The organism is Hydrogenophaga palleronii NBRC 102513 (assembly GCF_001571225.1).
Classification (GTDB): Bacteria; Pseudomonadota; Gammaproteobacteria; order Burkholderiales; family Burkholderiaceae_C; genus Hydrogenophaga; species Hydrogenophaga palleronii.
The window spans coordinates 77,982-104,087 of sequence record NZ_BCTJ01000017.1 but is presented as its reverse complement, the minus strand read 5'-3'; the positions used below and the strand labels follow the sequence as shown (position 1 = coordinate 104,087).

Below are 26,106 nucleotides of genomic sequence, written 5' to 3'. Positions count from 1 at the left end.
AGCTCCAAAATCAAAATTGCCGAAACACCAGAACAAATACAAACAACTGGTGCCCTTGGCGGGAATCGGACCCGCGACCTCTCCCTTACCAAGGGAGTGCTCTACCACTGAGCCACAAGGGCCAAGGCACCCGGCAAGCCGGACACCCTAGAAATCAATCACTCAACTCACCCGCCAGAAGCAGGCCCAACAATCGACGCAACGTGGAGCGGGAGACGGGAATCGAACCCGCGTCATCAGCTTGGAAGGCTGGGGTTCTACCATTGAACTACTCCCGCCCGAACATCACGGCGCCACACGACACCGGAACACTTGAGCGCGACCTCTCATTCGCACACATCACATCAATCGCTGGTGGAGGGGGCTGGATTCGAACCAGCGTACGCGTAAGCGGGCAGATTTACAGTCTGCTGCCTTTAACCACTCGGCCACCCCTCCATAGCGCAGCCCGCGATTATGCCATGGTTTTGTGGCACTGGGCTCCAAACCCTGCACGGTCTTTTTTTCACCCCCGTTTCACCAGGCCACCGGTGGCAGGCCCTGGCCGGCCAGCCAGGCGTTGGTGGCGCCGAAATGACCACAACCGATGAACGGGACCGGGCCGCGCCGGGCCGACAGCGGCGAGGGGTGGTTGGCGCTCAGCACATGGTGGCGCCGGGTGTCGATCAACGGCGACTTTTTCTGCGCGTGGGCGCCCCAGAGCAGGAAAACCTTGGGGCCGCCGGTGTCGCTGCAGCGGCGGATGACGGCGTCGGTCAACGCCTCCCAGCCACGGCCGGCGTGGCTGGCGGGCTGGCCGTCTTCCACCGTCAGGCCGGTGTTGAGCAACAGCACGCCCTGCCGTGCCCAGCGCACCAGCGAACCGTCCGTCGGAGCCGGCACACCCAGGTCGCGCTGCAGTTCCTGCAGCATGTTGCGCAGGCTGGGTGGGACCTTCACACCCGGTGCGACCGAAAAGGCGAGGCCTTCGGCCTGGCCCGGGCCGTGGTACGGGTCCTGGCCCAGGATGACCACGCGCACCGCGTCGGGCGCCGTCAGGTCGAGCGCGCGCAGTGGCTGCGGGGGGTACACCACCGCGCCCTGCTGCAGGCGCCCGCTCAGAAAATCCTGCAGGCCCCGCCCCTCGGGCGACGCCCAGAAGTGCGCCAGCAGGTCGGCCCAGCCGGGCTGCGCCGGCCAGTCGGCCGGGTTGGCCGAGCGCAGGCAGGCGTCGGCCGGCGCGTCAGCCCAGTCAAATCCGGCTTGCATCGCCGCGCCTTCAGGCGAACAGCTCGGCCAGCGCCTGGCCCGGTTCGGGCGCGCGCATGAAGGCCTCGCCCACCAGGAAGGCGTTGACGCCGGCCGCGCGCATGGTCTGCACGTCGTCCCGGCCCAGGATGCCGGACTCGGTGATCAGCAAACGGTCGGCCGGCACGTCGGGCAGCATGTCGAGCGTGGACTGCAGGCTGACCTCAAACGTGCGCAGGTTGCGGTTGTTGATACCGACCAGGCGGGTCTTGAGCTTCAGCGCACGCTCCAGCTCGGCGCGGTCGTGCACCTCGACCAGCACCGCCATGTTCAAGCCGAGGGCCAGGGCTTCGAGCTCGGCCATGCGGGCGTCGTCCAGGCAGGCGGCGATCAGCAGGATGGCGTCGGCGCCCATGGCGCGCGCTTCGTAAACCTGGTATGGGTCGACCATGAAGTCCTTTCGCAGCACCGGCAGGTCGCAGCTGGCGCGGGCCTGCTTGAGATAGTCGGAACTGCCCTGGAAAAACTGCTGGTCGGTCAGCACCGACAGGCAGGCCGCGCTGACCCGGCCATCGCCCTCGGCGTAACTTTGGGCGATGTCGGCCGGGATGAAATCCGCGCGCAGCACGCCCTTGCTCGGGCTGGCCTTCTTGATTTCGGCGATCACCGCGGCCTGGCCGGCGGCAATCTTCTTGCGCAGCGCGCCTTCGAAATCGCGCGTGAGCACGCGGCTCTCGGCGTCGAAGCGCACCACGTCCAGCGGCTTCTTGCGCTGGGCGGCAGCAATTTCCTCGTGCTTGACGGCCACGATTTTCTGCAGGATGTCGCTCATGTCGGTGTTTCCTTGGGTCAGGCCACGAAGGCCTTGAGTTGTTCCAGCTTGGCCAGGGCGGCGCCCGAGGCCAGGGTGCGCCGCGCCAGCGCGATGCCGTCGCCCATGTTGGCGACCACGTTGGCTGCGTACAGCGCCACGCCGGCGTTGAGCGCGACGATGTCGCTGGCGGCCTTGCAGGCCGGCTCGTCGCCGCCTTGCAGCACGCCCATCAGCATCTGGCGCGAGGCCTCCGGGGTCTCCACGCGCAGCGCGCGGCTGCTGGCCATGGTCATGCCGAAGTCTTCGGGGTGGATCTCGTATTCGGTGATCTCGCCGTCCTTGAGCTCACCCACCAGCGTGGCCGCCCCCAGCGAAACCTCGTCCATGCCGTCACGGCCGTACACCACCACCGCGTGTTCGGCGCCCAGGCGCTGCAGCGCACGCACCTGGATGCCGACCAGGTCGGGGTGGAACACGCCCATCAGGATGTTGGGCGCCGAGGCCGGGTTGGTCAGCGGGCCCAGGATGTTGAAGATGGTCTTGATGCCGAGCTCGCGCCGCACCGGCGCCACGTTCTTCATGGCCGGGTGGTGGTTGGGCGCGAACATGAAGCCCACGCCCACCTGTTCGATGGCGCGCGCGATGGCTTCGGGCGACAGGTTGATATTCACGCCCAGGCTCTCCAGAACGTCGGCACTGCCGCTCTTGCTGGAAACGCTGCGCCCACCGTGTTTGCTCACGCGCGCACCGGCGGCGGCGGCCACGAACATGGAGCAGGTGGAGATGTTGAAGGTGTGCGAGCCGTCACCGCCGGTGCCGACGATGTCGACCAGGTGGGTCTTGTCGGCCACGTGCACCTTGGTGGAGAACTCGCGCATCACCTGCGCGGCGGCGGTGATCTCGCCGATGGTTTCCTTCTTCACGCGCAGGCCGGTGATGAAGGCCGCCATCATGACCGGCGACATCTCGCCGCTCATGATCAGCCGCATCAGGTGCAGCATCTCGTCGTGGAAGATCTCGCGGTGTTCGATGGTGCGCTGCAGGGCCTCCTGCGGCGTGATCTTGTGGGCGGTGGTGGGCGACATGGGGGTCTCCGAAGGGTCTTTTTACTGGGCGGGATTGTCGGTCAAGGCCAGCTTCAGGCCGAAGCCGATGAAGAGCAGGCCGGCGGCGCGGTCGAGCTGGCGCATGGTGCGCTGCACCGTGTGCACGCGGCGTGCAGCCCAGGCGGCGAGCCAGGCATAGCCGATGGTCACCGGCAGGGCCGCGACGCTGAACAGCACGCCCAGCGCCAGGAAGGCCAGGGTCTTGTGCTCGGTGCCGGGCGCGATGAACTGCGGCAGGAAGGCGAGAAAAAACAGCGCCACCTTGGGGTTGAGCACGTTGGTGAGGAAACCGCGGCGGAACACGCGGCGCATGTCCATTGACGCCGGCGCGGTGGCGGGCGACCAGTCGGCGGGCGGCGCGCGCAGCAGGCGCACGCCGATCCACAGCAGGTAGATCGCACCGATCACCTTGACCACGGTGAAGGCCGTGGCCGAGGCCGCCAGCAACGCGCCCAGGCCGATGGTGGCGATTGCCACGTGCACGAAACAGCCGACGAAGATGCCGAGCGCGGCCACGACGCCGGCGCGCACACCGCCGCGCAGCGAGGTGCTGACGATGCAGAGCACGTCCGGGCCGGGCGTGAGGTTGAGCAGCCAGCCGGCCGCGATGAAGAGCAGCAGTTGCGGCAAGTCGGGCATGGCGGTCGCTTCAATAAACGGCGGTGCCGCCGGCTTGCGCGGCCGGCGCATCGCCCGCCTGGTCGAAGAAGGCCCGGGTGCTCTGAATGGCGCGCTCGATGCCCGCCGCGTCCACCCCGAGGTGGGTGACGAAGCGCAGGCCGATCAGGCCGGTGGCCAGCACGCCGTCGCGCGCCAGGTGAGCCAGCAGCGCGGGGCCACGGCCGTGGGCGACATCGACGAACACGATGTTGGTCTGCGCCGAGCGCACGGAGAGGCCTTCGATGCCACCCAGGCCCTCGGCCAGGCGTTGCGCCAGCGCGTGGTCGTCGGCCAGGCGGTGCACCTGGTGGTCCAGCGCGTGGTGCGCGGCCGCGGCCAGCAGGCCCGCCTGGCGCAAGCCGCCGCCGAGCATCTTGCGCCAGCGCAGCGCGCGGCGGATCAGCTCGGGCGAGCCGCACAGCGCCGAGCCGATGGGCGCGCCCAGCCCCTTGCTGAAGCAGACCGAGACGCTGTCGAAACGGTTCACGATGCCGCGCACGGCTTCATAGGGATCTCCACCCGCCGCCACCGCCGCGTTGAATACGCGCGCGCCGTCCAGGTGCACCGCCAGGCCATGCTCGCGCGCCAGGGCGGTCGCGGCATCCAGGTAGCTGGCCGGCATGGGATGGCCGTTCCAGGTGTTCTCCAGGCACAGCAGGCGGGTGCGCGCGAAGTGCGGATCGTCGGGTTTGATGGCGGCGGCGATGTCAGCCAGCTGCATCTGCCCGGCGGCATCTTGCGCCAGCGGCTGGGGCTGGATGCTGCCGAGCACCGCGGCACCGCCGCCTTCGTAACGGTAGGTGTGGGCGTTCTGGCCCACGATGTACTCGTCGCCACGTTCGCAGTGCGCCAGCATCGCGCAGAGGTTGCTCTGTGTGCCGCTGGGCATGAACAGCGCCGCTTCCTTGCCGGTGATGGCTGCAATGCGCTGCTGCAGCGCCTGCACGGAAGGGTCGTCGCCGAACACGTCGTCGCCCAGCGGGGCGGCCATCATGGCCTCGCGCATCGCGGCCGTCGGCTGCGTGACGGTGTCGCTTCTCAGGTCAACCAACATCAAAAGTCCTTTCAGAAACGCCAGGCGCCAGGTCAGCGGCGCGGGGGTGCATCACTTTTGTTCCAGAAAGTTCTTCAGCATGGCATGGCCGTGCTCGGTGAGGATGCTCTCGGGGTGGAACTGCACGCCTTCGATGGCCAGGGTCTTGTGCTTCACGCCCATGATCTCGCCGTCGGGTGTCCAGGCCGTGACCTCCAGGCAGTCCGGGCAGCTGGCGCGCTCGATGGCGAGCGAGTGGTACCGGTTCACGGTGAACTGCTCGGGCAGGTTGGCGAACACGCCGGTCTGCGTGGTGGTGATGACACTGGTCTTGCCGTGCATCAGCTCCTGCGCCCGCACGATGCGGCCGCCGAAGGCCGCGCCGATGCTCTGGTGCCCGAGGCACACGCCCAGGATCGGCAACTGGCCGGCAAAGTGCTGGATCGCCGCCACCGAGACGCCGGCTTCGGCCGGTGAACACGGGCCGGGCGAGATCATCAGGCGGTCCACCTGGCCGGCGGCCAGGCGTTGCGCAATCTCGTCCACGGTGATCTCGTCGTTGCGCACCACGGTGACCTCGGCGCCGAGCTCCCCCAGGTACTGCACGATGTTGAAGGTGAAGGAGTCGTAGTTGTCCACCATCAGGACTTTGATCGCGGTGCTCATTCCAGGCCCTCCTCCACCAGTTCGGCGGCGCGCAACAGCGCGCGCGCCTTGTGTTCGGTTTCTCTCCATTCCATCTCGGGCACCGAGTCGGCCACCACGCCGGCCGCGGCCTGCACGTAGAGCGTCTGGTCCTTGATGATGCCGGTGCGGATGGCGATCGCCACGTCCATGTCGCCGGCGTAGCTCAGGTAGCCGCAGGCGCCGCCGTAGATGCCGCGCTTGGTCGGTTCGAGCTGGTCGATCAGTTCCATGGCGTGCACCTTGGGCGCGCCGGTCAGCGTGCCGGCCGGGAAGGTGGCCTTGAGCACGTCCATGCTGGTCATGCCGTCATTGAGCACACCTTCGACGTTGCTCACGATGTGCATCACATGGCTGTAGCGCTCGACCGCAAAGGCCTCGGTCACCTTCACCGTGCCGGTCCTGGCGATGCGGCCGATGTCGTTGCGCGCGAGGTCGATCAGCATCACGTGTTCGGCACGCTCCTTGGGGTCGTTGATCAGCTCCTGCTCGGTCGCCTTGTCCAGCTCGGGCGTGGCACCGCGCGGGCGCGTGCCGGCCAGTGGGCGGATGGTGATCTTCTGGCCCTCGACCGTGTTCTCCTGCCGCACCAGGATCTCGGGCGACGCCCCCACCACGTGGAAATCCCCGAAGTGGTAGTAGTACATGTAGGGCGAGGGGTTGAGCGAGCGCAGCGCGCGGTACAGGCTCAGCGGCGACTCGGTGTAGCGCTTCTTGATGCGCTGGCCCACCTGCACCTGCATGAAGTCACCGGCGGCGATGAGTTCCTTGGCGCGCTCCACCGCCTTCAGATAGTCGGCCTTGGCGAAATCGCGCTCGGCCGGGTAAGCCTGGCTGGGCTTGACCACCGGCGCGCTCACCGAATACTTCAGCGCCTCGCGCAACTCACGCAGGCGCTTCTTGGCATTGGCAAAGGCTTCGGGCTGGGCCGGGTCGGCGTAGACGATCAGGTAGAGCTTGCCCGAGAGGTTGTCGATCACCGCCAGCTCTTCGCATTGCAGCAGCAGGATGTCGGGGCAACCCAGCGTGTCGGGCGGGCAGCTGTTCTCCAGCTTCTTCTCGATGTGGCGCACCGCGTCGTAACCGAAGTAGCCGGCCAGGCCGCCGCAGAAGCGCGGCAGGCCCGGGCGCAGTGCCACCTTGAAGCGCTGCTGGTAGGCGGCGATGAAATCCAGCGGGTTGCCGTGGCCGGTTTCCACCACCACACCGTCGCGCACCACCTCGGTCTTGGCCTCGGCGCCGAAGCCGGTGGCGCGCAGCAGGGTGCGCGCCGGCAGGCCGATGAAGCTGTAGCGGCCGAAGCGCTCACCGCCCACCACCGATTCCAGCAGGAAGCTGTACTTGCCGTCGCCGCGCCCATGCGCGAGCTTGAGGTAGAGCGAGAGCGGGGTTTCCAGATCGGCGAAGGCCTCGGCCATCAGCGGGATGCGGTGGTAGCCCTGCTGGGCCAGGCTCTTGAATTCGAGTTCCGTGATCATGTTCGTTCTTTCCATCGGCCACACGCCGGGTCATCGACGCTACGGGTGGGGCGGGGGTCCAGGCCATCCGGCAGGCGGGGCCACCGGGTTCGGGTGGGGTGACAGTAGGCGGCGTGAGACGCGCGCGGACTGTGCAAACCCCGGGGGAAGGTGCACGTTTACGCTGGCTTGCGCCAGGGCCAGGCTCCCCGGCCATTGCGGCTCGGCAGATCACCTGAGAAGGATGTGCGTGGGTGGAACATGGAAGGCGCAGTGTAGCAAAGCCGCCGGGCGTGTCAGGCTTCACGCGCCCAAGCTTTGGTTTTACGGCGAAACCCTGATGCCCCGGGGTTCACCTGGCCGGACAATCGCGGAAAATCGAACGGTCGTTCTTTTTTTCAACGCCACTCCACCCGACACCCCGGCCCGCCCGCACCATGACACCGACCTCCCTCCTGCCCCGCCGCGCCCTGTTTCCCCTGGCCCTGGCCACACTGCTGTGCCTGGCCGGGCCCGCCGCGCAGGCCGCGACCCTCGATGTCGGTGGCGTGAAGCTGCAGGACAGCGCCAGCGTCGCCGGCAGCCCGCTGGTGCTCAACGGCGCAGGCATCCGCTACAAGGCGGTGTTCAAGGTCTACACCGCCGGCCTCTACCTGGGCCAGAAGGCCGACACCGCCGAAGCCGTGCTGGCCACGCCGGGCGCCAAACGCATCTCCATCACCATGCTGCGCAGCATCGACTCGGCCGAGCTGGGCAAGCTGTTTTCGCGCGGCATGGAGGACAACATGGACCGCTCCTCCTTCTCCAAACTCATCCCGGGCGTGCTGCGCATGAGCCAGGTGTTCAGCGACCACAAGGAGCTGAAGGCGGGCGACAACTTCCTGGTCGACTGGGTGCCCGGCACCGGCGCGGTGCTGACCATCAAGGGCAAGATCGAGGGCGAGCCGTTCAAGGAGCCGGAGTTCTTCGACGCGCTGCTGCGCATCTGGCTCGGCCCCAAGCCGGCCGACCACGTGCTGAAAGACGCACTGCTGGGCAAGGCACGCTGATCTTTCGACGCACGGTCGTGATGCCACCCTGAATGGGAGCCATTCCTAGCCAGAATGTATGCACCTCTTCACTCCCAGGGACCCCTCATGATCCGACGCACCCTTCTGGCCGCGCTGGTGGCAGCGCTGCTTCCCGCCACTGGCATGTCGCAAGACGCCGCCCCGTCCGGCGACATCGTGGTGGCCCAGATCGGTCCCTTCACCGTGCTGCCCGCGCCCGACCCCAAGGAACTCAACGAGGGCATCACGGCGGCGCTCGACGAGATCAACGGCCGCGGCGGCATCCAGGGCCGCAAGGTGTCCCTGATCAAGCTGGACGACACCTACACCTTCGACGGCTTTCGCAAGCAGCTGGACGTGGCGATGGCCAGGAAGCCGGTTGCGCTGCTGGTCCCGCTGGGCTCCGCCACGCTCAAGAACCTGCTCGACAGCAAGCTGCTGGACAGCACCGACATCGTGATCCTCAACGCCGTGCCGGGCGCCAGCGTGCTGCGCTCGCCGGGCCACCCCAAGCTGTTCCACATCCGCGCTGGCGACGAGCAGCAGATCCAGAAGATCGTGGCCCACGCGCGCACGCTGAACATCCGCTCCATGGGCGTGCTGCACCAGGACATCCCGATCGGCTCCTCCGGCCTGGCCTCGGCGCGCAGCGCTGCCGCCGCGCTGGGCGGCATCGAGATCATGGAAGCGCAGGCCGCGCCAGACGCCGCCGCCCTCGCGCAGGCGGCCAAGACCCTGGCCACCGCCAACCCACAATCCGCGCTGGTGGTCGGTGCACCGAAGTTCGTGGGCGAAGGCATTGCCGCGCTGCGGGCCGCGGGCATCTCGCAACAGATCTTCAGCCTGTCCTACCTGCCGGCACCGGCCCTGGTGAAGTTCGCGGGTGCTGCGGGCGCGCGCGGCGTCGGCCTGTCGCAGACCTTCCCCAACCCCCAGGGGGTGTCGCTCCCCCTGCAGCGCGACTTCCGCGCCGCCATGCGCAAGACCCACCCCACGCTGACGAACTACACCACCTTCCACATGGAGGGTTACGTCACCGCCCGGGTGTTCGCCGAGGCCGCGAAGCGCACACGCAGCATGACGCCCACCGGCATCGCGCAGTCCCTGCGCGCCATGGGCGAGATCGACTTCGGCGGCTTCCGCGTCAACTTCGCCAAGGGCAACCTGGGCAGCAACTGGGTCGACATCGGCGTGGTCACCAGCGACGGCAAGCTGATGTACTGAAGCCGGGGTCAACGCCCCGGACCACGCCCCCCGACGCCCTCAGGCCAGTTCGCTGAGCGAGCCGATCAGACGGTCGTGCGGCGCCTCGGCAATCGGGTCGCCGTGGTTGTAGCCATAGGTCACCAGCACCACCGGGCAGCCGGCCGCGCGCGCGGCCAGGCCGTCGTTCTGCGAGTCGCCCACCATCAGCGTCTGTGCCGGCGCCGTGCCCAGGGCATCGCAGGTCTTGAGCAGCGGCAGCGGGTCGGGCTTGGTGCGCTCGAAGCTGTCGCCGCCGAACACATGGGCAAAAAAACCGTCCAGGCCCTTGGCCTGCAGCAGCGGGCGGGCGAAGGACAGCGGCTTGTTCGTCAGGCAGGCCAGCGGCAGGCCACGCGCACGCAGTGCGCTCAACCCCTCGACCACACCGGGGTAGACCGCGCTGTGCTGGCCGTTGATGGCGAGGTAGTGCGCCTGGTAACGGGTCCAGGCCTCGGGCTGCAGCGCCGCAGCGCCGTCGCTGCTCAGGCCACCATGCAGCAACGCCGAGCGGATCAGGTGCGCCGAGCCCTTGCCCACCATGTGCTCGATGTCGGCGCGGGAGACGGTGGGCCGGCCCAGGTCTTTGAGCATCGCGTTCAGGGCGGCGTCGAAGTCGCCCAGCGTGTCGACCATGGTGCCGTCGAGGTCGACGATGGCGGCGCGGATGCCCTGCATCACTTGAGGGCTGCCCGCATCTGGTCGATCACCGACTTGTAGTCCGGCTTGCCGAAGATCGCGCTGCCGGCAACGAAGGTGTCGGCACCGGCGTCGGCCACGCGGCGGATGTTGTCGACCTTGATGCCGCCGTCCACCTCCAGGCGGATGTCCTTGCCGCTGGCCTCGATGCGGCGGCGCGCGTCCTCGATCTTGCGCAGCGCCGAGTCGATGAAGCTCTGGCCCCCGAAGCCGGGGTTGACGCTCATGATCAGGATCAGGTCGATGTCGTCGATCAGCCAGTCCAGCACGTCGAGCGACGCGCCGGGGTTGAAGGTCAGGCCGGCCTTGGCACCCTTGGCCTTGATGGCCTGCACGCTGCGGTGCACGTGGGTGCTCGCATCGGGGTGGAAGCTCACCAGGTCGGCACCGGCGTCGATGAAGGCGCCGGCCAGCGCGTCCACCGGCTGGATCATCAGGTGCACGTCGATCGGCACCGGCGTGCCGTCGGGCTTCTTCGCGTGCGGCTTGAGCGCCTGGCAGATCATCGGCCCGAAGGTCAGGTTGGGCACGTAGTGGTTGTCCATCACGTCGAAGTGGATCCAGTCGGCGCCGGCGGCGATGACGTTCTTCACCTCGTCACCCAGGCGGGCAAAGTCGGCAGACAGGATGGACGGGGCGATGCGGTACTGGGGCACGGTGGAAGACATGTGTGGGTCTGGTGTGTGGGGAGGAAACGGGGCGGCACAAATCGAATGGCCCCATTCTCGCAGGGCCGCTGCCGCGGCGCGGTGGCGCGGTAACATGCCGCTCATGCCGAAATACCTGTTCACCTGCGAGGTGGAACCCCAGTACCTGAGCGAACAGTCCTCGCCCGACGAAGACCAGTACGCCTTCGCCTACACCATCACCATCACCAACGGCGGTGAGGTGGCGGCGCAGCTGATCGCACGGCACTGGATCATCGACGACGCGCACGGCAACACGGAGCAGGTCAAGGGCCTGGGCGTGGTCGGCCACCAGCCGTTGCTGCGCCCGGGCGAATCCTTCCAGTACACCAGCGGCACCCGGCTGGCCACCCCCACCGGCAGCATGCGCGGCAGTTTTTTCTGCGTCGCCGAAGACGGGGAACGTTTTGAAGCCCCGGTGACCGAATTCGCACTGCGCGCCACCGGCGCCGGCGACGCCCCCGCGCGCGTGCTGCACTGAGGGCGGCGCCCGCGGCGCCCCACAAAACCCTCCACCCCACACCCCACTGCATGCCCACCAGCACCCCCCTTGCCACCCTGGACCCGGACGCACCCCTGGCCTTGCGCCACCTGTGGCTGATCGGCGCCCTGCGCTGGGTGCGCGGCGACGAGGCCGACGTGCAGGCCAGCATCTCGCGCGTGCGCCTGTTCCTGGACGAGGTGCAGAACAACCCCGAGTCGCAGGCGCGCTGGCGCCGCTGGTGGGGGCGTTTCATCACCACGGTCGACCTCACCCCGCTGCTGGCCGACCACGGCTTCGCACCCCGCACCGCGTTCCTGAGCGAGTTCGGCAACCGGCTGCGCAAGAAGGTGCTGCCGGGCACGCCCGAAACCACCGACATGGCCGAGCTGTTCGACCTGCTGCTGTCGGCACGCTTCGACGTGCGCTGGCTCAAGGCGCTGGACAGCGAGACGCTCAAGCGCCTGCGCAGCTTGCTGATCGCCACGCCCGAACCGCAGGACGGCGAAGCGGCGGCCGACGCCGGCGCCGACTCACCGGCCGGCTTCTGGCAGGCCGCGCTGATGGACGCGCTGATCTTCTGCGTGAGTCAGATCAGCGCCACCGGCTTCGCCTCCGAGATCCGCAGCCGCATGTCGCCCGAGGCCCAGGCCCAGCGGCCGTTCCACGAGCTGCCGGCCGACTTTGAAGCGCTGCGCCAGGCGGTCAACCAGTACGGTGGCCGCAGCCCAGAGGCCATCGCCGCGGCCGAAGCGCTGCGCCTGCAGCTCGACGCCTGCCGCCACGCCGCCTACACCGTGTACTCGCACCTGGAAGAGTACGGCGTGTCGGTCGGCATCGTGTTCCGCCTGCGCCAGCTGCGCGAGCGCATCGTGCGCGTGAAGGAGCTGCTGGACTGCCTGCAGTCCGAGCAGCCCGAGCGCGCCACCGCCGCCCTGCTGGCCGATCTGGCCCAGGTCGGGCTGGACAACCGCAGCGTGCGCTCGCTGATCGCCAGCAGCTCGCACCTCACCGCCGCCAAGGTGGCCGAGCGCAGCGCCGAGAGCGGCGAACACTACATCACCCGCAACGCCGCCGAGTACCGCGGCATGGTGCGCAAGGCCGCCGGCGGTGGTGCCATCGTCGGCTTCACGGTCTGGATCAAGTTCCTGATGGTCGGCCTGGGGCTCAGCGCCTTCTGGGGCGGCTTCGCCAACGGCATCAACTACGCCACCTCGTTCGTGGTCATCATGCTGCTGCACCTCACGCTGGCCACCAAGCAGCCGGCGGTGACGGCGCCGGCCATGGTGGCCAAGCTGCGCGACATCAAGGCGCCGGGGGCGGTGCGCCGCTTCGTTGATGAAGTGGCCAACCTGTTCCGCTCGCAGATCGCCTCCATCGTCGGCAACATCGGCGTGGTGATCCCGGTCGTCATGCTGATCAGCCTGGGCATGATGCTGGCCACCGGCGACGCCATGGTGAGCGAACACAAGGCGCACCAGGTGCTGAAGGACGTCAGCCTGATCGGCCCGCTGGTGCTGTTCGCCGCCTTCACCGGCGTGCTGCTGTTCGCCTCCAGCATCATCGCCGGCTGGGTCGAGAACTGGTACGTGTTCCACAACCTCGACTCGGCCATGAAGCACAACCCGCGCTTCACCGGCGTGCTCGGGCGCGAGCGCGCCGCGCGCTGGGCCGACTTCATGCGCCGCAACATCTCGGGCCTGGCGGCCAACATCTCGCTCGGCTTCATGCTCGGCCTGGTGCCGGCCTTCATGACCTTCTTCGGCATCGGCCTGGACGTGCGCCACGTGACGCTGTCGGCCGGCCAGGTGAGCGCCGCCGCCATGGCACTGGGCTGGGACGTGTTCAAGGAGCCCGAGTTCTGGTGGGCCGTGGCCGGCGTGCTGGTGATCGGCCCGATCAACCTGGGCGTGAGCTTTTACCTCGCCTTCCGCCTGGCGCTGCAGGCGCAGAACATCAGCGAGGTGAACCGCCGCCTGATCCGCGGTGCGATCCAGCGCCGCATCCGCGCCGCACCGCTGAGCTTCCTGATCCCGCCGCGCAACGCCCGCCACGCGGACGACGACGCCACCGCCCACCCCGCACCGGCCAGCACGGCCACCGGCGCACCCGACAGCCTGCCGCCGAATGGGTGAGTTCGAGCTGATCCGGCGCCACTTCCAGCGCGGCGCCGCCAGCGGCACGGCGTCCGGCGCGGTGGTGCTGGGCATCGGCGACGACTGCGCGCTGCTGCAGCCCAGCCCCGGCCACCAGCTCGCGATCTCCAGCGACATGCTGGTCGAAGGCCGGCACTTCTTCCCCGATGTAGACCCCGCCGCCCTCGGCCACAAGGCGCTGGCGGTCAACCTCAGCGACCTCGCCGCCATGGGCGCACGCCCGCTGGGCTTCACGCTCGCGCTCGCCCTGCCCAGCGCCGACGAGGCCTGGATCGCGGCCTTCGCAGCGGGCCTGCTCGCGCTCGCCGACGGCCACGCCTGCCCGCTGGTGGGCGGCGACACCACACGCGGCCCGCTCAACCTCTGCGTCACCGTGTTCGGTGAACTGCTGCCCGGCCACGCGCTGCGGCGCGACGCCGCGCAGGCCGGCGACGACCTGTATGTGAGCGGGCGCACCGGCGAAGCGCGGCTGGCGCTGGAGCAGTTGCGTGGTGTCGAATGGGCGCTGGCCGCCGGTGCAGGCACGGTGGACCCCGAAGCGCGTGCACGGCTGGAACGCCCGACACCGCGCAATGCGCTCGGCCTGGCGCTGGCCGGGCTGGTGGGCCCGCACGGGGTGCACGCCGCCATCGACCTCAGCGACGGCCTGGTGGGCGACCTCGGCCACATCCTGCAGGCCAGCGGCGTCGGTGCCGAGGTGAACCTGCCGGCGCTGCCGCTGGCGCCGCTGCTGCAGGCCGTACCCGAAGCACAGCGGCTCGAATGCCTGCTGGCCGGCGGCGACGACTACGAGCTGCTGTTCAGCGCCGCGCCGGCCGCACGCGCGGCGATTGCCGCAGCCGCCGAGGCCAGCGCCACGCCGGTCACGCGCATCGGGCGCATCACGGCGGCCACCGGCCTGCGCTGGCTAGACGCCGATGGCGGCGCACGCGCCATCGACGCGCGCAGCTTCGATCACTTCGCCTGATCGGCGCCCAGCAGGGCCGCGCTGATGGCGCGCACGCGGCGCGTGTCCAGCCGCAGTGCATCCACCCACACGAAGCGCCCGACCGGCGCGCCGACCATCTCGGCCCGGGCCGCCGCACGGTCGGTGCGGCCATCGGCCACCAGCACCACGCGCCGCAGCTTCGGCGCGCCGGCCAGCACGGCGAGTTCGTGGCGGCAGCCGCTGTTGCGGTCCTGGAAACCACGCAGGTCCATCAACACCACGTCGGCCTGCGTCACCAGCGCGGCCAGCGCCGCCTGCCAGGTGTGGTCGAAGCAATAACACTCGTTGACGCGGTAGCGGCCATCGGGGTCGGGCGCGAGATCGAACTCGTGCAGCCGCTCGGCCACCTGCGCCTCGCTGGCGATGAAGCGTTGCGCCAGGCGGCCATTGAGAAAGGTGAACAGGTCGTCCGGGTCGAGCGTGCGGCTGAGCAGGTCGGTGCCGGCGATCAGCACCGTGTTGCCGGTCAGGCGCCAGCGCTCGACCACGCGGTCGAACAGCGCCTGCACGCCCACACCCTCCTGGAACACGCGCAGCACCAGCAGCGTGGGCGGCGCGGCGCGCGGTGCCAGCCAGCCGCGCAGCGCCCACCCCGCCAGCGGCAGCCACAACCAGGGCAGCAGCAGCGTCAGCCCGATCAGCCCAGAACCCTGCACCGCCGGCAGGGCATTGGCCACCAGCACCACCATCCAGTAGGCGGCGAGCAGGTACCAGAGGTCGGAGAAACATTTGTCGCGGTAGGCCGCCGCCAGCCAGCGCGCCAGCGCCCAGGCCGGCCAGGCCAGCAGCAGCCAGGGCGCCAGCGTGAGCAGCAGCAGGGTGGGCCAGACGTCCAGCACACCCACCAACGCCAGCGCCCAGGCCGGCGGTTGTACCGCGCTACCGGCCAGCAAGGCCAGCACGCCCACCGAAGCACCCGCCATCAGCAGGCCGATGGGCAGCAGGTAGGGCGCGACCGCGCGGATGCGGCCGCTGGCCCCGATCAGCAGCGTGACGGCAACGGGCAGCACCACCAGCCCACCAAGCCAGTTCAGCGAGGCCGACAGCGGCTGCGGCTGGATCGATCGCCAGGTGACCAGCACCAGCATGGCCAGCAGGTAAAGCAGGACCGCGCCCAGCGTGCGCCACCACGGCCAGCGCCACAACAGCCCCCAGGCCAGCGCCATCGGCCAGGCGTAGACCGCGCCCAGGGTGAGCGCAAGGCCCGGGCTGAGCAGGTCTTCGCCGTAGACGAACAGCAGGGCCAGCACCGACTGCGTGAGGCCGATGAGCGCGCTCAGCACGCCCATCACCACCAGGTGGCGCCACGCGGCGCGGCGGTTGCCCTCGGCGTCCGGCGCTGTGGGCGGGCGCACGGCCATGGGCGGCGGGTGTGGGTGGGCGGATGGCTCGGGCAGCGCGCTGCCGTCGGGCGCCGGCGCGCGCCGCATCAAGGCCAGCATGCGGCGCCGGTACAGCCCGGCCACCACCCACGATGCCGCAGCTGTGAGCAACACGCCCAGCATCAGCGCCGCGAGGATCGCACCGGTGTCCATGGCTGCCATGCATGCCCTTCTGCCGGGCGGCCCGTGACGGGCCCGGCCAGCGCGCAGTATCGCGCCGCGCCCGCGCGGCCACAAGCACGGCCCCCCGATAATCGGCGCATGCCCGACACCACCGCACCAGACGCGCCCCTGCTCCGCCCGACCTGGCGCTTTTTGCTGGCCCATCCGGCCCACTTCATCGCCCTCGGCGCCGGTGCCGGCCTGAGCCGCTTCGCACCGGGCACGGCGGGCACGCTCTGGGCCTGGGTGGCCTTCCTGGTGCTGGACCGTTTTCTCTCCGCCGCCAGCTGGGGGCTGGTGATCGTGGTCGCCACCCTGGCCGGCTGGTGGGCCTGCACCGTCACCGCGCGCCACATGCGCGTTGCCGACTCGGGCCACATCGTGTGGGACGAGGTGGTCGCCTTCTGGCTGGTGCTGTGGCTGATCTCGCCCAGCGGCTTCTGGGGCCAGCTCGCCGCCTTCCTGATCTTCCGCCTGTTCGACATGGTCAAGATCGGCCCCATGGCCTGGGCCGACCAGACCTTCAAGGGCTTCGGCCCGCGGGGCGGTTTCGGCATCCTGCTGGACGACTTCGCCGCAGCCTTCTGCACCCTGCTCGTGATCGCACTCTGGAGGGTGGCTTGAAGCCCCAGCCCCGGGAAAAGCCGCGCCTGATGCGAGATGGGCACATTCCGTCAAGGTGACACCATGAACAACATGTCCACTTCCGCCCTGGTTGAACAACTCGCACGCGAACTCAAGGCACGCGGCCTGATGATGGCCACCGCCGAGAGCTGCACCGGCGGCCTGATCGCCGGCGCCTGCACCGAGGTTTCGGGCTCCAGCGAGTGGTTCGAGCGCGGCTTCGTGAGCTACTCCAACGCCGCCAAGCACGAGCTGCTCGGTGTGCCCGAGGCGCTGATCGAACAACACGGCGCGGTGAGCGAGCCGGTGGCGCGTGCCATGGCGGCCGGTGCGGTGGCCCATGCCCACGCGCAGTGCAGCGTGGCCGTGACCGGTGTCGCCGGCCCCACCGGTGGCAGCGCAGAGAAACCGGTGGGCACGGTCTGGTTCGGCTGGGCCACACCCGCCGGCGTGTTCAGCGAACACCGGCGCTTCGACGGCGACCGCAGCGCCGTGCGCCAGGCCACCGTGCAACACGCGCTGGCCGGACTCCTTCAACGCCTGCCAAACACCTGAATCCGTGGAGCCCTTCAAAAACCTGATCAACCGCGACACCGTCGCCACCGCCAGCCGGCACCTGCGGCGCGCCTGGCCGCGCTTCGACCACAAACGCTTCGAGGCGCAGGCCGCCACCGGCCTGGAGGCGCTGGAGTTCAAGGCGCGTGCGATGCAGCTGGCCGATGCGCTGGAGGCCACGCTGCCGGACGACTTCAACGCCGCCTGCGATGCGCTCGAAGCCAGCCTGGCGCCGCCGCTGGCACTCGACGCCCAGGGCGAACCGCTCAAGCTCGGCGAGGCACAGGCCGAGAGCGGCATCGCCGGCTGGGCCCTGTGGGCCGTGGGCGAATTCGTGGCGCGGCGCGGGGTGGCCAGCGAGGCCGCCGCGCAACGCGGCCTGGCCTGCCTGCACGCGGTGACGCAGCGCTTCACCGCCGAGTTTGCGATCCGTTCCCTGATCCAGCGCCACCCCGCGCTCGCGTTTGACACGCTCGGCCAGTGGGTGAACGACCCCAGCACGCACGTGCGCCGGCTGGTGAGCGAAGGCAGCCGCCCGCGCCTGCCCTGGGGCCTGCGGCTGCAGGCGCTGGTGCTCGACCCCTCGCCCACGCTGCCGCTGCTGCGCGCGCTGCAGGACGACCCGAGCAGCTACGTGCGCCGCAGCGTGGCCAACCACCTCAACGACATCGCCAAGGACCACCCCGACCTGGTGGCCGGCTGGGTACGAGACCACCGCATCGACGCCCCTGCCTCGCGCGACGCGCTGTTGCGCCACTCCAGCCGCGGCCTCATCAAGGCCGGCCACGCGCCCACGCTGGCAGCCTGGGGCCTGGCCAACGGGCTGCAGGGTGATGCCTCGTTGTCGCTGTCGGCCAAACGCGCGGCCGTGGGGGGCGAGATCGGCCTGCAGGCGGTGCTGCAATCCCGCGCGCGAAAGCCGCAGCTGCTGGTGGTGGACTACGCGGTGCACCACGTGCGCGCCAACGGCAGCGCCTCGCCCAAGGTGTTCAAAGGCTGGAAGCTCACGCTGGCGGCGGGCGAAACCCGCACGCTGGACAAACGCCACAGCCTCAAGCCGGTGACCACGCGCACCCTGTACCCGGGCACCCACGTGGTAGACCTGCGGGTCAATGGCGTGGTGGTGGCCGAGGCGGCGTTCGAGCTCAGCCCGACATGAGCGCATCGAGCCCGCGCCGTGGCGCAGGCTCGATGGCCGGCGCATAACCCAGCCGCGCCCACATCTGCACCGTGAAGCGCGGCGCGGGCGCCGCCAGCAGCTGGTGGATCTCGGCGTAGGGCACGGCCTGCTCGGGGTACTCCTGCAGCGCCTGTGACAGCGGCTGCATCGACAGGCCCGCGGCGGTGGCCGCGAGCTGGGCACGCACATAGGCGCGGCCCGCGTTGACCTGGGTGACGCGGTCATTGCCTTCGCTCACCAGCCAGAAGAAAGCGGGGGTGCTGTCGATCTTGTGGTTGAAGTCGCGGATCTGCGAGGTGGTGGCCATGCTGTCGGGGCCGGGCGCCTGCGTGCGGCTGAACAGGCCCACGGCGGCGAGCGCGCGCACCATCGGGTCGTTGATCGAAAGGCCATCGCGGTGCAGCGTGATCTCCTTCGGCCCGACGCGCAGCACCCGCAGCGATTCCTCCACCGTGCGCGGCGTCACCAGCTCGATGCGCCAGGCCTCCTTGGCAATGCGGCGGTGCTGCGCCATCGCCTCGGGCAACGCGGCACCCACGAAGCCGATGCGCACCGGGTACGGCGACACGCTGGCGGTGATCGCCTGCAGCGCCGCGGCGTCGGGTTCACGCGCTTCGTAAGCCTCGCGGTTCGTGCGGCGGCGCAGGATCTGTGCGAACAGGGGATCGGGTTGCACCGAGGCGTCTGGCGCCAGACGGATGCGTGCGGTCGGCCGGGCATCGACCGCGTTGGGCCCGAACGCGCCCTGCGGGAACAACTCCACCTGCGCGCGCAGGCCCTTCTGCCGCGCGGCCAGGTCGAGCAGTTCGATGAAGGTGCCCTGGCTCATCAGGATCTGCCGCGCGAACGGATCGGTCTCGGGCAACAGGCGGCTGCGGTCAACGAACAAGGTGATCTCGTCGGCAACGCCCAGGTCCACCAGCCAGGACTGCAGGTTGTGCGAATGCGGTGCCAGCAGCGCATGCCCCAGCAGCCAGCGGCGCACATCGGCCTGCTCGCCCGGGCCTTGCCAGGCGGCAATGGCCTCGGGCGGCAACGCGCTGCTGCAGCCGCTCAGGGTGGTGGCGCTGGCGGCGGCGATCGCGCCACCGCCCAGGACACGGATGAAAACGCGGCGGTCCATGGTGATCTCCTTGGGTTGGGTCAGGCGCGCGCGGACGATGGGGCAACGGCCTCGGTGGGTGCTGGTGACAGCAGCGCCATCTCCTGCAAGCTGTGCCGCAGCGCCACCGGCCACGCAGTGTGCGGCTCGCTGCCGATCAGCGCGAGCAGGCGGCGGTTGTCCAGCCGGTGCGGCTGGTTCCACAGGTACCGCAAGGCGGCCAGCGCCTCGAAAGACGGCATGACCAGGCCCATGGCGCGGATCAGCGGCCAGGGCAGGCTCTTCACGCGCAGCGCGGCACCTTCGCGCAGCCAGCCCTGCTCGCGCGCCAGGGGCTGCAGGGCGTTCACCCAGTCGTGGCCGCTGAGCGTGTGGCCGCGGAAATGCAGCGTCTCGAACGCCGGCAGGGCATCGCGCACGCGCGCCACGGCGGCGAAGGTCTGCGCCAGATCGGGCAGGTAAGCCCAGGGCGTGGCCACGTCCAGCGGGCCGGGGAACACCAACTGGCCGCGGCGGATTTCTTTGAGCATGGAGAGATCGAGCCAGGTGCCCTGGCCCTGGCCATAGAAGTTGCCGGCGCGCACGATCACCGCGCGCAGTTCGCCGCGCTGCGTGGCGGCCTCCAGCAACGCCTCCATCTCGTTTCGGATGCGGCCCATGGCCACGGTCGGGTGCTGGGGCGCGCCCTCGACCAGCACCGCCGGCATCTGCTGGCCGAAGTTGTAGACGTTGCCCGGCAGCATCAGCGTGGCGCCCAGCGCCTGCGCCACCGCCATGCCGCCTTGCAACAAGGGCCGGGCCTCACGCTCCCAGGCCGGGCGCGTGTAGCGATTGGGGTTGAGCGCGTGCACCACCACGGCGGCACCACCCGCCTCGCGCACCCGGGCCACCAGCGCGGCAATGGCCTGCGGTGTGTCCATCGCCTGCGCCAGCCATTGCACATCCGACACTCCCCGCACGGCGGCCGGCGCCTGTGCACCGGGGCGCATCTGCGCCAGCACGCGCCAGCCGTCGCGCGCAAACGCCTGCACCGCGGCCAGGCCGAAGCGGCCCCGTCCACCGAGCACCAGCACGGTGCCGGCAGGAGACGAAGAGGGGGACGTGGCAGGCATGAAGAACTCCTTGGAAGCACCGACCGCCGGTGCCATGACAGCGATTGTGGAAAACTTCCCGCACATTCACAATTGACTGAAATCAAACATCAGACATGCACAAATGAATACCGGAGATTTCAACTGGACGCTGATCCGGTCGTTCCTCGCCGCGCTTGACCGCGGCAGCCTGATGGCCGCGGCACGGGCACTGGCCACCACGCAACCCACCGTGGGCCGCCACATCGGTGAACTCGAAACCCAGCTCGGCGTGCTGCTGTTCGAGCGCACCGGCCGTGGCCTGGTGCCGACGGCGCACGCGCACCGCCTGGCCGAAGCGGCGCGCGCGATGGCGAACGCGGCCGACCAGCTTGCGCGCCAGGCCTCGGGCGCGCAGAAGAGCGCGCGTGGCTCGGTGCGCATCAGCGCCAGCCAGCCGGTGGCCTGCGTGCTGCTGCCACCCGTGCTGCTGCAGTTGCGCCAGGCTTTTCCCGACATCCAGATCGAGCTGGTGGCGAGCAATGCGCTGAGCAACCTGCTGCAGCGCGAGGCCGACATTGCGCTGCGCATGGCGCGGCCCGACCAGAGCACCCTGCTGTGCCGCAAGGTCGGGCAGGTGGCGCTGGGCGCCTATGCCCACCGCGACTACCTGCGCCGCCGCGGCACGCCACGCACGCCGGAAGGCCTGCTCGCGCACGACCTGGTGGGCGACGACCGCAACACCCTCATCCTGCGGGGTTTCGCGGCGATGGGGCACCACCTGCAACGCGAGCACTTTGCGCTGCGCACCGACGACCTCAGCGCCTACCAGGCCGCGGTGGAGGCCGGGCTGGGCGTGGGTTTTCTCGCGCGTTACGCGGCGCGGCGCAACACCGATCTCGTGCCGGTGCTGCCGGCGCTGTCGATCCCGTCCCTGCCGATGTGGCTCGCCGTGCACCGCGAGATCCGCAGCAACCCGCGCATCCGCCAGGTGTGGGACTTCCTGGCCCAGGCACTGCCACCGGCGCTGTCATGAAACGCACGCATCCTGCACGGCGCGCCCGCCGTCCAACCCCCTGAAAGGCATTGCCCCATGCTGACCGTTCACCACCTCAACAACTCGCGCTCGCAGCGTGTGCTCTGGCTGCTCGAAGAGATCGGCGTGCCGTACCAGATACAGCGCTACGAACGCGACCCCAAGACCATGCTGGCGCCACCCTCGCTCATCAAAGTGCACCCGCTGGGCAAGTCGCCGGTGGTGACCGATGGCAAGACCACGCTGGCCGAGTCGGGCGCAATCCTGGAGTACCTGGTGGAGACCTGTGGCGACGGCAAGTTCGCACCCGAGCGCGGCACGCCGTCTTACCTGCGTTACCGCTACTGGATGCACTACGCCGAAGGCTCGCTGGGCACGCCGCTGTTGCTGCAACTGGTGTTCGACCAGATCGAGCGCAAGAGCCCGCTGATCGTGCGCCCGGTGGCCAAGGGCATCTCGGCCAAGGTCAAGGGCCTGCTGGTCACGCCCAACCTGAAGCGCCACTTCGACTACCTGGAGAACGAGCTCACCGAACACGGCCCCTGGTTCGTCGGGCGTTCGTTCAGCGCCGCCGACGTGCAGATGAGCTTCGGCATCGAAGCGGCGGATGCGCGTGGCCTGTTGAAGAAGCGCCCCAAGCTCGCCGACTGGCTGCGCCGCATCCACGAGCGGCCCGCCTACCAGCGGGCGCTGGAACAGGGCGGACCGTTCGACCTCGCCACGTTCTGACGCCGGGTCGGCACAGGCAAGCGGGATTCGGTCATCGGCCAAAGACCGCCAGATCGGGATCGAACTCCCGGCGGCCCTTGGGATCCAGGTCCTGGCAATGGACGCGGTCACGTTGTTCCGCATTCGGGCCACCGGTGCGTGCGTACAGGCAATCGCGCCAGAGCCGGTAGGCCGGCAGGTTGGCGTCCACCACCGTCACAGGCGGTGCCGTGGGTATCGTGATCTGGCGCCCGGGCAACGAAAATCTGCGCCCCACCTGGGTGGCCTGTTTGAAGACAAACGGCTTCGACCTGGAGGGCACCATTCGATGCTTCTCCGCGAGCGCCGGATGGCTTTTGGCAAAACGCCGCAGCTGCTCGATGTACAGATCCAGAATCTGGTTCTGCGTGATCAGATCGACGCGGGCCCAGTGCAGGTCTTTCTCCAGTTGCTCCGACGCCGACTTGTCATCCCTGGCCAGCGCCTCGCTCGCGGCGCGCACGCGCTCGGCATTGGGCTGGATCCCGTTGAAACTCATTTGCGCACCCAGCAGCAGCCACTGGTAATGCATCGGCAGGAAGACGTCATGAACCGGCTGGCCTTCGGAGCGCCGCAAGTCGGCGGTGCGCCTGTCGATCTCGACCCGTGCCTCATGGACCATGCGCTCCACATCCTTGCGCTCGGCAAACGTGAGTTCGGCGAACGTCAGCGCCCGGGCCATGGGCAGGGCGGCGATGATCAGCAAGGCGCTGGCTGTCGCCTGGATCAGCAAGCGGTAAGTGCGGCGTCGACTCATGGAGGTGGCCTTCTCAACAGTGAGGCACGGCACGTCCCCGGCTAGACAAGCCTGGCATCGTGTTCGGTACGGTCAAGCGGCATCGCCATGCCCGCCGACACGGAACGCCCCGGTGCCCGCCCGAAGGCGTTGCGCCATGAAAAGGAAAAACGATTCGCGCAGCGTAGCGAATCCAGCGCCACGAGACCTCCCCCAAACGGAAGAGATCGGAGCGGGGTCGGCCTGGCCTGGCCGCCACCACGTGTGCCCTCACCCCCGCCCCTCCCGAAGCGAGAGGGGCGGGGCGAGACAAGCCGTCAGGCCAGCTTGAACGGCAGCTCGCGCAGCGGCTTGCCGGTGAGGCTGGCGATGGCGTTGGCAAAGGCCGGTGCCAGTGGCGGCACGCCGGGCTCGCCCATGCCGGTGGGCGCGTCGGCGCTGGGCACGATGTGCACCGCAATGGCCGGCATGTCGGTGATGCGCGGCACGGCGAAGTCACCGAAGTTGCTCTGCTCGACCACACCGTCTTTCAGCGTGATGGCCGCACCCGGCAGGCACATGGACAGACCCATCAGCGCGCCACCCTGGATTTGCGCTTCCACGCTCTTCGGGTTCACCGCCAGGTTGCAGTGCACGCCCGCCGTCACCTGGTGCAGCTTGGGCGTGCCGTCGACCACCGAGGCCTCGACCACATAGGCCACGATGGACGAGAACGACTCGTGCACCGCCACGCCCCAGGCGCGGCCGGGTGCCAGGGTCTTCTTGCCGTAACCGCTCTTGTCCACCGCGAGCTGCAGCGCGGCGCGGTGGCGCACGGCCTTGGCGTCCATCAGCTTCATGCGGTAGGCCACCGGGTCCTGCTTGGTGGCGCGGGCGATGTCGTCGATCAGCGTCTCCATCACGTAACCCGTGTGGGTGGAGCCCACGCTGCGCCACCAGAGCACCGGCACGTTGAGCTTGGGGTGGTGGGCCGACAGGCGCATCGGCACCGTGTACGGCGCGCGCATGCCTTCCACCGCGGTCTCGTCCACGCCGTTCTTCAGCATCATGGGTTCGAAGAAAGTGCCGGCCATGATGGACTGGCCGACGATCACGTGGTCCCAGGCCAGTACCTTGCCTTCGGCATCGAAGCCGATCTCGGCGCGGTGCACGTGCATCGGGCGGTAGTAGCCGCCGCGCACGTCGTCCTCGCGGCTCCAGAGCGTGCGCACCGGTGCCGTGATGCCGGCAGCCTGCGCGGCCTTGGCGATGATGCAGGCTTCCACCACGAAGTCGCTGGTGAGCAGGCCGCGGCGGCCGAAACCACCACCGGCCATCTGCACGTTCACCGCCACCTGTTCAGGCTTGATGCCCAGCGTGCGCGCGGCGGCCGCCACCTCCAGCCCCGGCATCTGGGTGCCGGTCCACAGCGTGGCCTTTGTGGCCGCGCCGGTGCCGGTCAGCTGCACGGTGCAGTTCAGCGGCTCCATCGGCGCATGCGCCAGGTAGGGGAAGACGAACTCGGCGCTGATCTTCTGCGGCGCACCGGCCAGCGGCGCCATGTCGGCGTCGTGCTTGATGTTCCCGGTGGTGGCGGCCAGCGCGCGGTAGGCGGCGAGCTGCTTCACGCTGTCCACCTTCTCGCGGCCGCTGTCGTCCCAGTCGATCTTGAGCGCTTCGCGGCCCTGCTTGGCGGCCCAGTAACCGTCGGCCACCACGGCCACGCCTTCACCGCCGTCGTGCAGCGGCACACGCAGCACGGCCTTCACGCCGGGCACGGCGCGCGCAGCGGCATCGTCCACCTTGGCGACCTTGCTGCCGAACACCGGCGGGTGCGCGAGCACGGCCGTGAGCATGCCGGGCAGGCGCACGTCGATGCCGAAGTTCTGTTTGCCGCTGGACTTGGCTTTCGCATCGATCCGCGTGGTGGGCTGGCCGATGATCTTGAAGCGCGACGGGTCTTTCAGCACCACCTGTGCGGGCACGGGCTGCTGCATCGCGGCGTCGGCCAGCGCGCCGTAGGTGAGCTTCTTGCCGCCGGGGCCGATCACCACGCCGCGTTCGGCGGCCAGTGAGTCGACGGGCACGTTCCACTGCTTCGCTGCGGCGGAGAGCAGCATGGCGCGGGTGCGCGCACCGAGTTCGCGGTACTGCGTGTAGGAGTTCTTGATCGCCGTCGAGCCGCCGGTGATCTGCATGCCGAAGGCGGGGTCGTTGTAGGCCGGGTCGGCGTTGCCGTGCACCGCGCTCACGCGGCTCCAGTCGGCGTCCAGCTCTTCGGCCAGCACCATGGCCAGGCCGGTGTGCGTGCCCTGGCCGAACTCCAGCCGGTTGACGGTGACGGTGACGCTGCCGTCGCGCGCGATCTTCACGAAGGCTGCGGGTTGCTGGTCGGCCTTGAGGCCGGCAGGCGCAGCAGCCGCCGCGGCGGGCGCGCCCTGCGGTTCGGCCGCCAGCAGCGGAAAGGCGCCGAGTGCAAAGCCCGAGGCGGTGGCGATCTTCAGGAAGCTGCGGCGCGCGATGCCGTCGGCGGCGCCGTCATCGGCTTCATGAGCCTCCAGCCGGTGCGCGATCGCAGGCGGCAGGTGGGCGCGGATCTGTTTGGCGGTGTGGGTGTGCAGGTGCATGGTGAATGTCCTTTCAGGCCAGCGTACGCGCTGCGTCCTTGATGGCAATGCGCACACGCGCATAAGTGCCGCAGCGGCAGATGTTGCCGGCCATGGCGCCGTCGATCTCTTCGTCGGTGGGCTTGGCGTTGGCCTTGAGCAGCGCGGTGGCGCTCATGATCTGGCCGCTCTGGCAGTAGCCGCACTGCGCCACATCGGCCTTGACCCAGGCGGTGTGCACCGCCTTGCCGACGCGGTCGGTTTCCAGCGCTTCGATGGTGGTGATCTTCTGGCCTTCTGCCGCGCTGATGGGCGTGACGCAGGAGCGGATGGCCGCGCCGTTCATGTGCACGGTGCAGGCGCCGCAGAGGGCCGCGCCGCAACCGAACTTGGTGCCGGTCATGCCCAGCGTGTCGCGCAGGGCCCAGAGGATGGGGGTGGAGGCGTCGGCATCGACGCGAACGTCCTTGCCATTGATGTTGAGCGTGGTGGGCATCGTGGTGTTCTCCGTTCGTGGGGGATGGTGGGGCGGGGAATCGAGTTTTATGAATGAATGTTCATTCGGTTTTAAGGCGTTTTTTTACTGCTGAATCAGAGACGTGTCTAGTCCAGAAACACCGCGGAACCGGCTTTGCCGGGCCGCTG

25 protein-coding genes and 3 tRNA genes are annotated in these 26,106 nt (G+C 69.3%); 10 read left to right on the top strand and 18 right to left on the bottom strand.

Going from position 1 to position 26,106, the window contains the following annotated elements; genetic code table 11:
- Nucleotides 1-47: 47 nt before the first annotated feature.
- The 10 genes from HPA01S_RS13640 to trpE all read right to left on the bottom strand — a co-directional run bounded on the left by HPA01S_RS13640 (nucleotide 48) and on the right by trpE (nucleotide 7,002).
- A tRNA-Thr gene (locus HPA01S_RS13640) sits at nucleotides 48-122 on the bottom strand.
- Nucleotides 123-204: 82 nt separating this feature from the next.
- Nucleotides 205-278, bottom strand: a tRNA-Gly gene (locus HPA01S_RS13635).
- A gap of 74 nt (nucleotides 279-352) precedes the next feature.
- Nucleotides 353-438: transfer RNA gene (locus HPA01S_RS13630), tRNA-Tyr, on the bottom strand.
- Between the two features lie 78 nt (nucleotides 439-516).
- Nucleotides 517-1,248, bottom strand: a complete 732-nt coding sequence (locus HPA01S_RS13625) for a uracil-DNA glycosylase (RefSeq protein ID WP_066270895.1) — start codon at nucleotides 1,246-1,248, stop codon at nucleotides 517-519.
- A 10-nt stretch (nucleotides 1,249-1,258) separates the two neighbouring features.
- Nucleotides 1,259-2,059, bottom strand: coding sequence for an indole-3-glycerol phosphate synthase TrpC (gene trpC / locus HPA01S_RS13620; RefSeq protein ID WP_066270892.1), 801 nt, complete (start codon nucleotides 2,057-2,059; stop codon nucleotides 1,259-1,261).
- 17 nt (nucleotides 2,060-2,076) lie between these two features.
- On the bottom strand, nucleotides 2,077-3,126 hold the full coding sequence (gene trpD / locus HPA01S_RS13615; RefSeq protein ID WP_066270890.1) for an anthranilate phosphoribosyltransferase: 1,050 nt from the start codon (nucleotides 3,124-3,126) through the stop codon (nucleotides 2,077-2,079).
- 21 nt (nucleotides 3,127-3,147) lie between these two features.
- Nucleotides 3,148-3,786, bottom strand: coding sequence for a LysE family translocator (locus HPA01S_RS13610; RefSeq protein ID WP_066270910.1), 639 nt, complete (start codon nucleotides 3,784-3,786; stop codon nucleotides 3,148-3,150).
- Nucleotides 3,787-3,796: 10 nt separating this feature from the next.
- Nucleotides 3,797-4,861 (bottom strand): low-specificity L-threonine aldolase, encoded by a 1,065-nt coding sequence (gene ltaE, locus HPA01S_RS13605; protein WP_066270883.1) that lies wholly within the window; start codon nucleotides 4,859-4,861, stop codon nucleotides 3,797-3,799.
- A 51-nt stretch (nucleotides 4,862-4,912) separates the two neighbouring features.
- Entirely contained in the window at nucleotides 4,913-5,506 is a 594-nt protein-coding gene (locus HPA01S_RS13600; RefSeq protein ID WP_066270879.1) for an anthranilate synthase component II, read from the bottom strand.
- Nucleotides 5,503-7,002, bottom strand: a complete 1,500-nt coding sequence (gene trpE, locus HPA01S_RS13595) for an anthranilate synthase component I (RefSeq protein ID WP_066270876.1) — start codon at nucleotides 7,000-7,002, stop codon at nucleotides 5,503-5,505. The genes HPA01S_RS13600 and trpE overlap by 4 nt, the downstream gene beginning before the upstream one ends.
- A gap of 416 nt (nucleotides 7,003-7,418) precedes the next feature.
- Here trpE and HPA01S_RS13590 point away from each other — a divergent pair, with 416 nt between their 5' ends.
- The gene (locus HPA01S_RS13590) at nucleotides 7,419-8,030 is read left to right on the top strand and encodes a chalcone isomerase family protein (protein ID WP_157085015.1); all 612 of its coding nucleotides are present in this window, start codon (nucleotides 7,419-7,421) and stop codon (nucleotides 8,028-8,030) included.
- An 87-nt stretch (nucleotides 8,031-8,117) separates the two neighbouring features.
- On the top strand, nucleotides 8,118-9,254 hold the full coding sequence (locus tag HPA01S_RS13585) for an ABC transporter substrate-binding protein (protein WP_066270873.1): 1,137 nt from the start codon (nucleotides 8,118-8,120) through the stop codon (nucleotides 9,252-9,254).
- Between the two features lie 39 nt (nucleotides 9,255-9,293).
- On the opposite strand, the gene gph is transcribed toward HPA01S_RS13585, so the two are convergent.
- Nucleotides 9,294-9,950, bottom strand: coding sequence for a phosphoglycolate phosphatase (gph, locus tag HPA01S_RS13580; RefSeq protein WP_066270872.1), 657 nt, complete (start codon nucleotides 9,948-9,950; stop codon nucleotides 9,294-9,296).
- On the bottom strand, nucleotides 9,950-10,639 hold the full coding sequence (gene rpe, locus HPA01S_RS13575) for a ribulose-phosphate 3-epimerase (protein ID WP_066270870.1): 690 nt from the start codon (nucleotides 10,637-10,639) through the stop codon (nucleotides 9,950-9,952). The genes gph and rpe overlap by 1 nt, the downstream gene beginning before the upstream one ends.
- Nucleotides 10,640-10,742: 103 nt before the next feature.
- Between rpe and apaG the strand changes: the two genes are divergently transcribed.
- Genes apaG through thiL form a run of 3 tightly spaced genes read left to right on the top strand, consistent with a single transcriptional unit; the run spans nucleotide 10,743 to nucleotide 14,261 of the window.
- The gene (apaG, locus tag HPA01S_RS13570) at nucleotides 10,743-11,138 is read left to right on the top strand and encodes a Co2+/Mg2+ efflux facilitator ApaG/CorD (RefSeq protein WP_066270905.1); all 396 of its coding nucleotides are present in this window, start codon (nucleotides 10,743-10,745) and stop codon (nucleotides 11,136-11,138) included.
- A gap of 50 nt (nucleotides 11,139-11,188) precedes the next feature.
- Nucleotides 11,189-13,273 carry a transporter-like protein TlpB gene (tlpB, locus tag HPA01S_RS13565; protein ID WP_066270867.1) on the top strand — a complete coding sequence of 695 codons (2,085 nt, stop codon included), beginning with the start codon at nucleotides 11,189-11,191 and terminating at the stop codon, nucleotides 13,271-13,273.
- Complete coding sequence (gene thiL, locus HPA01S_RS13560) at nucleotides 13,266-14,261, top strand: thiamine-phosphate kinase (protein WP_066270866.1); 996 nt, start codon at nucleotides 13,266-13,268, stop codon at nucleotides 14,259-14,261. Before tlpB ends, thiL begins: the two co-directional genes overlap by 8 nt.
- On the opposite strand, the gene HPA01S_RS13555 is transcribed toward thiL, so the two are convergent.
- Entirely contained in the window at nucleotides 14,249-15,826 is a 1,578-nt protein-coding gene (locus HPA01S_RS13555) for a hypothetical protein (RefSeq protein ID WP_157085014.1), read from the bottom strand. The two genes, thiL and HPA01S_RS13555, sit on opposite strands and share 13 nt — an antisense overlap.
- Before the next feature lie 99 nt (nucleotides 15,827-15,925).
- Between HPA01S_RS13555 and HPA01S_RS13550 the strand changes: the two genes are divergently transcribed.
- From HPA01S_RS13550 to HPA01S_RS13540, 3 genes are all read left to right on the top strand, one after another.
- Nucleotides 15,926-16,450 carry a phosphatidylglycerophosphatase A family protein gene (locus HPA01S_RS13550; protein WP_066270861.1) on the top strand — a complete coding sequence of 175 codons (525 nt, stop codon included), beginning with the start codon at nucleotides 15,926-15,928 and terminating at the stop codon, nucleotides 16,448-16,450.
- Between the two features lie 72 nt (nucleotides 16,451-16,522).
- Nucleotides 16,523-17,005: a CinA family protein gene (locus HPA01S_RS13545; protein WP_066270903.1), complete on the top strand. Its 483-nt coding sequence runs from the start codon at nucleotides 16,523-16,525 to the stop codon at nucleotides 17,003-17,005.
- A gap of 4 nt (nucleotides 17,006-17,009) precedes the next feature.
- Nucleotides 17,010-18,164 (top strand): DNA alkylation repair protein, encoded by a 1,155-nt coding sequence (locus HPA01S_RS13540; protein ID WP_066270860.1) that lies wholly within the window; start codon nucleotides 17,010-17,012, stop codon nucleotides 18,162-18,164.
- Here HPA01S_RS13540 and HPA01S_RS13535 read toward each other — a convergent pair.
- Both HPA01S_RS13535 and HPA01S_RS13530 read right to left on the bottom strand, forming a co-directional pair.
- Entirely contained in the window at nucleotides 18,151-19,308 is a 1,158-nt protein-coding gene (locus HPA01S_RS13535; RefSeq protein WP_066270858.1) for an Acg family FMN-binding oxidoreductase, read from the bottom strand. The genes HPA01S_RS13540 and HPA01S_RS13535 overlap by 14 nt on opposite strands.
- A gap of 20 nt (nucleotides 19,309-19,328) precedes the next feature.
- Nucleotides 19,329-20,399, bottom strand: coding sequence for an NAD-dependent epimerase/dehydratase family protein (locus HPA01S_RS13530; RefSeq protein ID WP_066270902.1), 1,071 nt, complete (start codon nucleotides 20,397-20,399; stop codon nucleotides 19,329-19,331).
- Nucleotides 20,400-20,502: 103 nt separating this feature from the next.
- Here HPA01S_RS13530 and HPA01S_RS13525 point away from each other — a divergent pair, with 103 nt between their 5' ends.
- Together HPA01S_RS13525 and HPA01S_RS13520 are read left to right on the top strand one after the other, a co-directional pair.
- The gene (locus HPA01S_RS13525; RefSeq protein WP_066270856.1) at nucleotides 20,503-21,393 is read left to right on the top strand and encodes a LysR family transcriptional regulator; all 891 of its coding nucleotides are present in this window, start codon (nucleotides 20,503-20,505) and stop codon (nucleotides 21,391-21,393) included.
- Nucleotides 21,394-21,450: 57 nt separating this feature from the next.
- A complete protein-coding gene (locus HPA01S_RS13520; protein WP_066270854.1) occupies nucleotides 21,451-22,122 on the top strand; it encodes a glutathione S-transferase family protein in 672 nt (223 codons plus the stop codon).
- 31 nt (nucleotides 22,123-22,153) lie between these two features.
- On the opposite strand, the gene HPA01S_RS13515 is transcribed toward HPA01S_RS13520, so the two are convergent.
- The 3 genes from HPA01S_RS13515 to HPA01S_RS13505 form a co-directional block, all read right to left on the bottom strand.
- A complete protein-coding gene (locus tag HPA01S_RS13515) occupies nucleotides 22,154-22,897 on the bottom strand; it encodes a hypothetical protein (protein WP_157085013.1) in 744 nt (247 codons plus the stop codon).
- Nucleotides 22,898-23,193: 296 nt separating this feature from the next.
- Nucleotides 23,194-25,482, bottom strand: coding sequence for a xanthine dehydrogenase family protein molybdopterin-binding subunit (locus HPA01S_RS13510; RefSeq protein ID WP_066270845.1), 2,289 nt, complete (start codon nucleotides 25,480-25,482; stop codon nucleotides 23,194-23,196).
- 13 nt (nucleotides 25,483-25,495) lie between these two features.
- Nucleotides 25,496-25,957, bottom strand: a complete 462-nt coding sequence (locus HPA01S_RS13505; protein WP_066270842.1) for a (2Fe-2S)-binding protein — start codon at nucleotides 25,955-25,957, stop codon at nucleotides 25,496-25,498.
- Nucleotides 25,958-26,106: the final 149 nt, after the last annotated feature.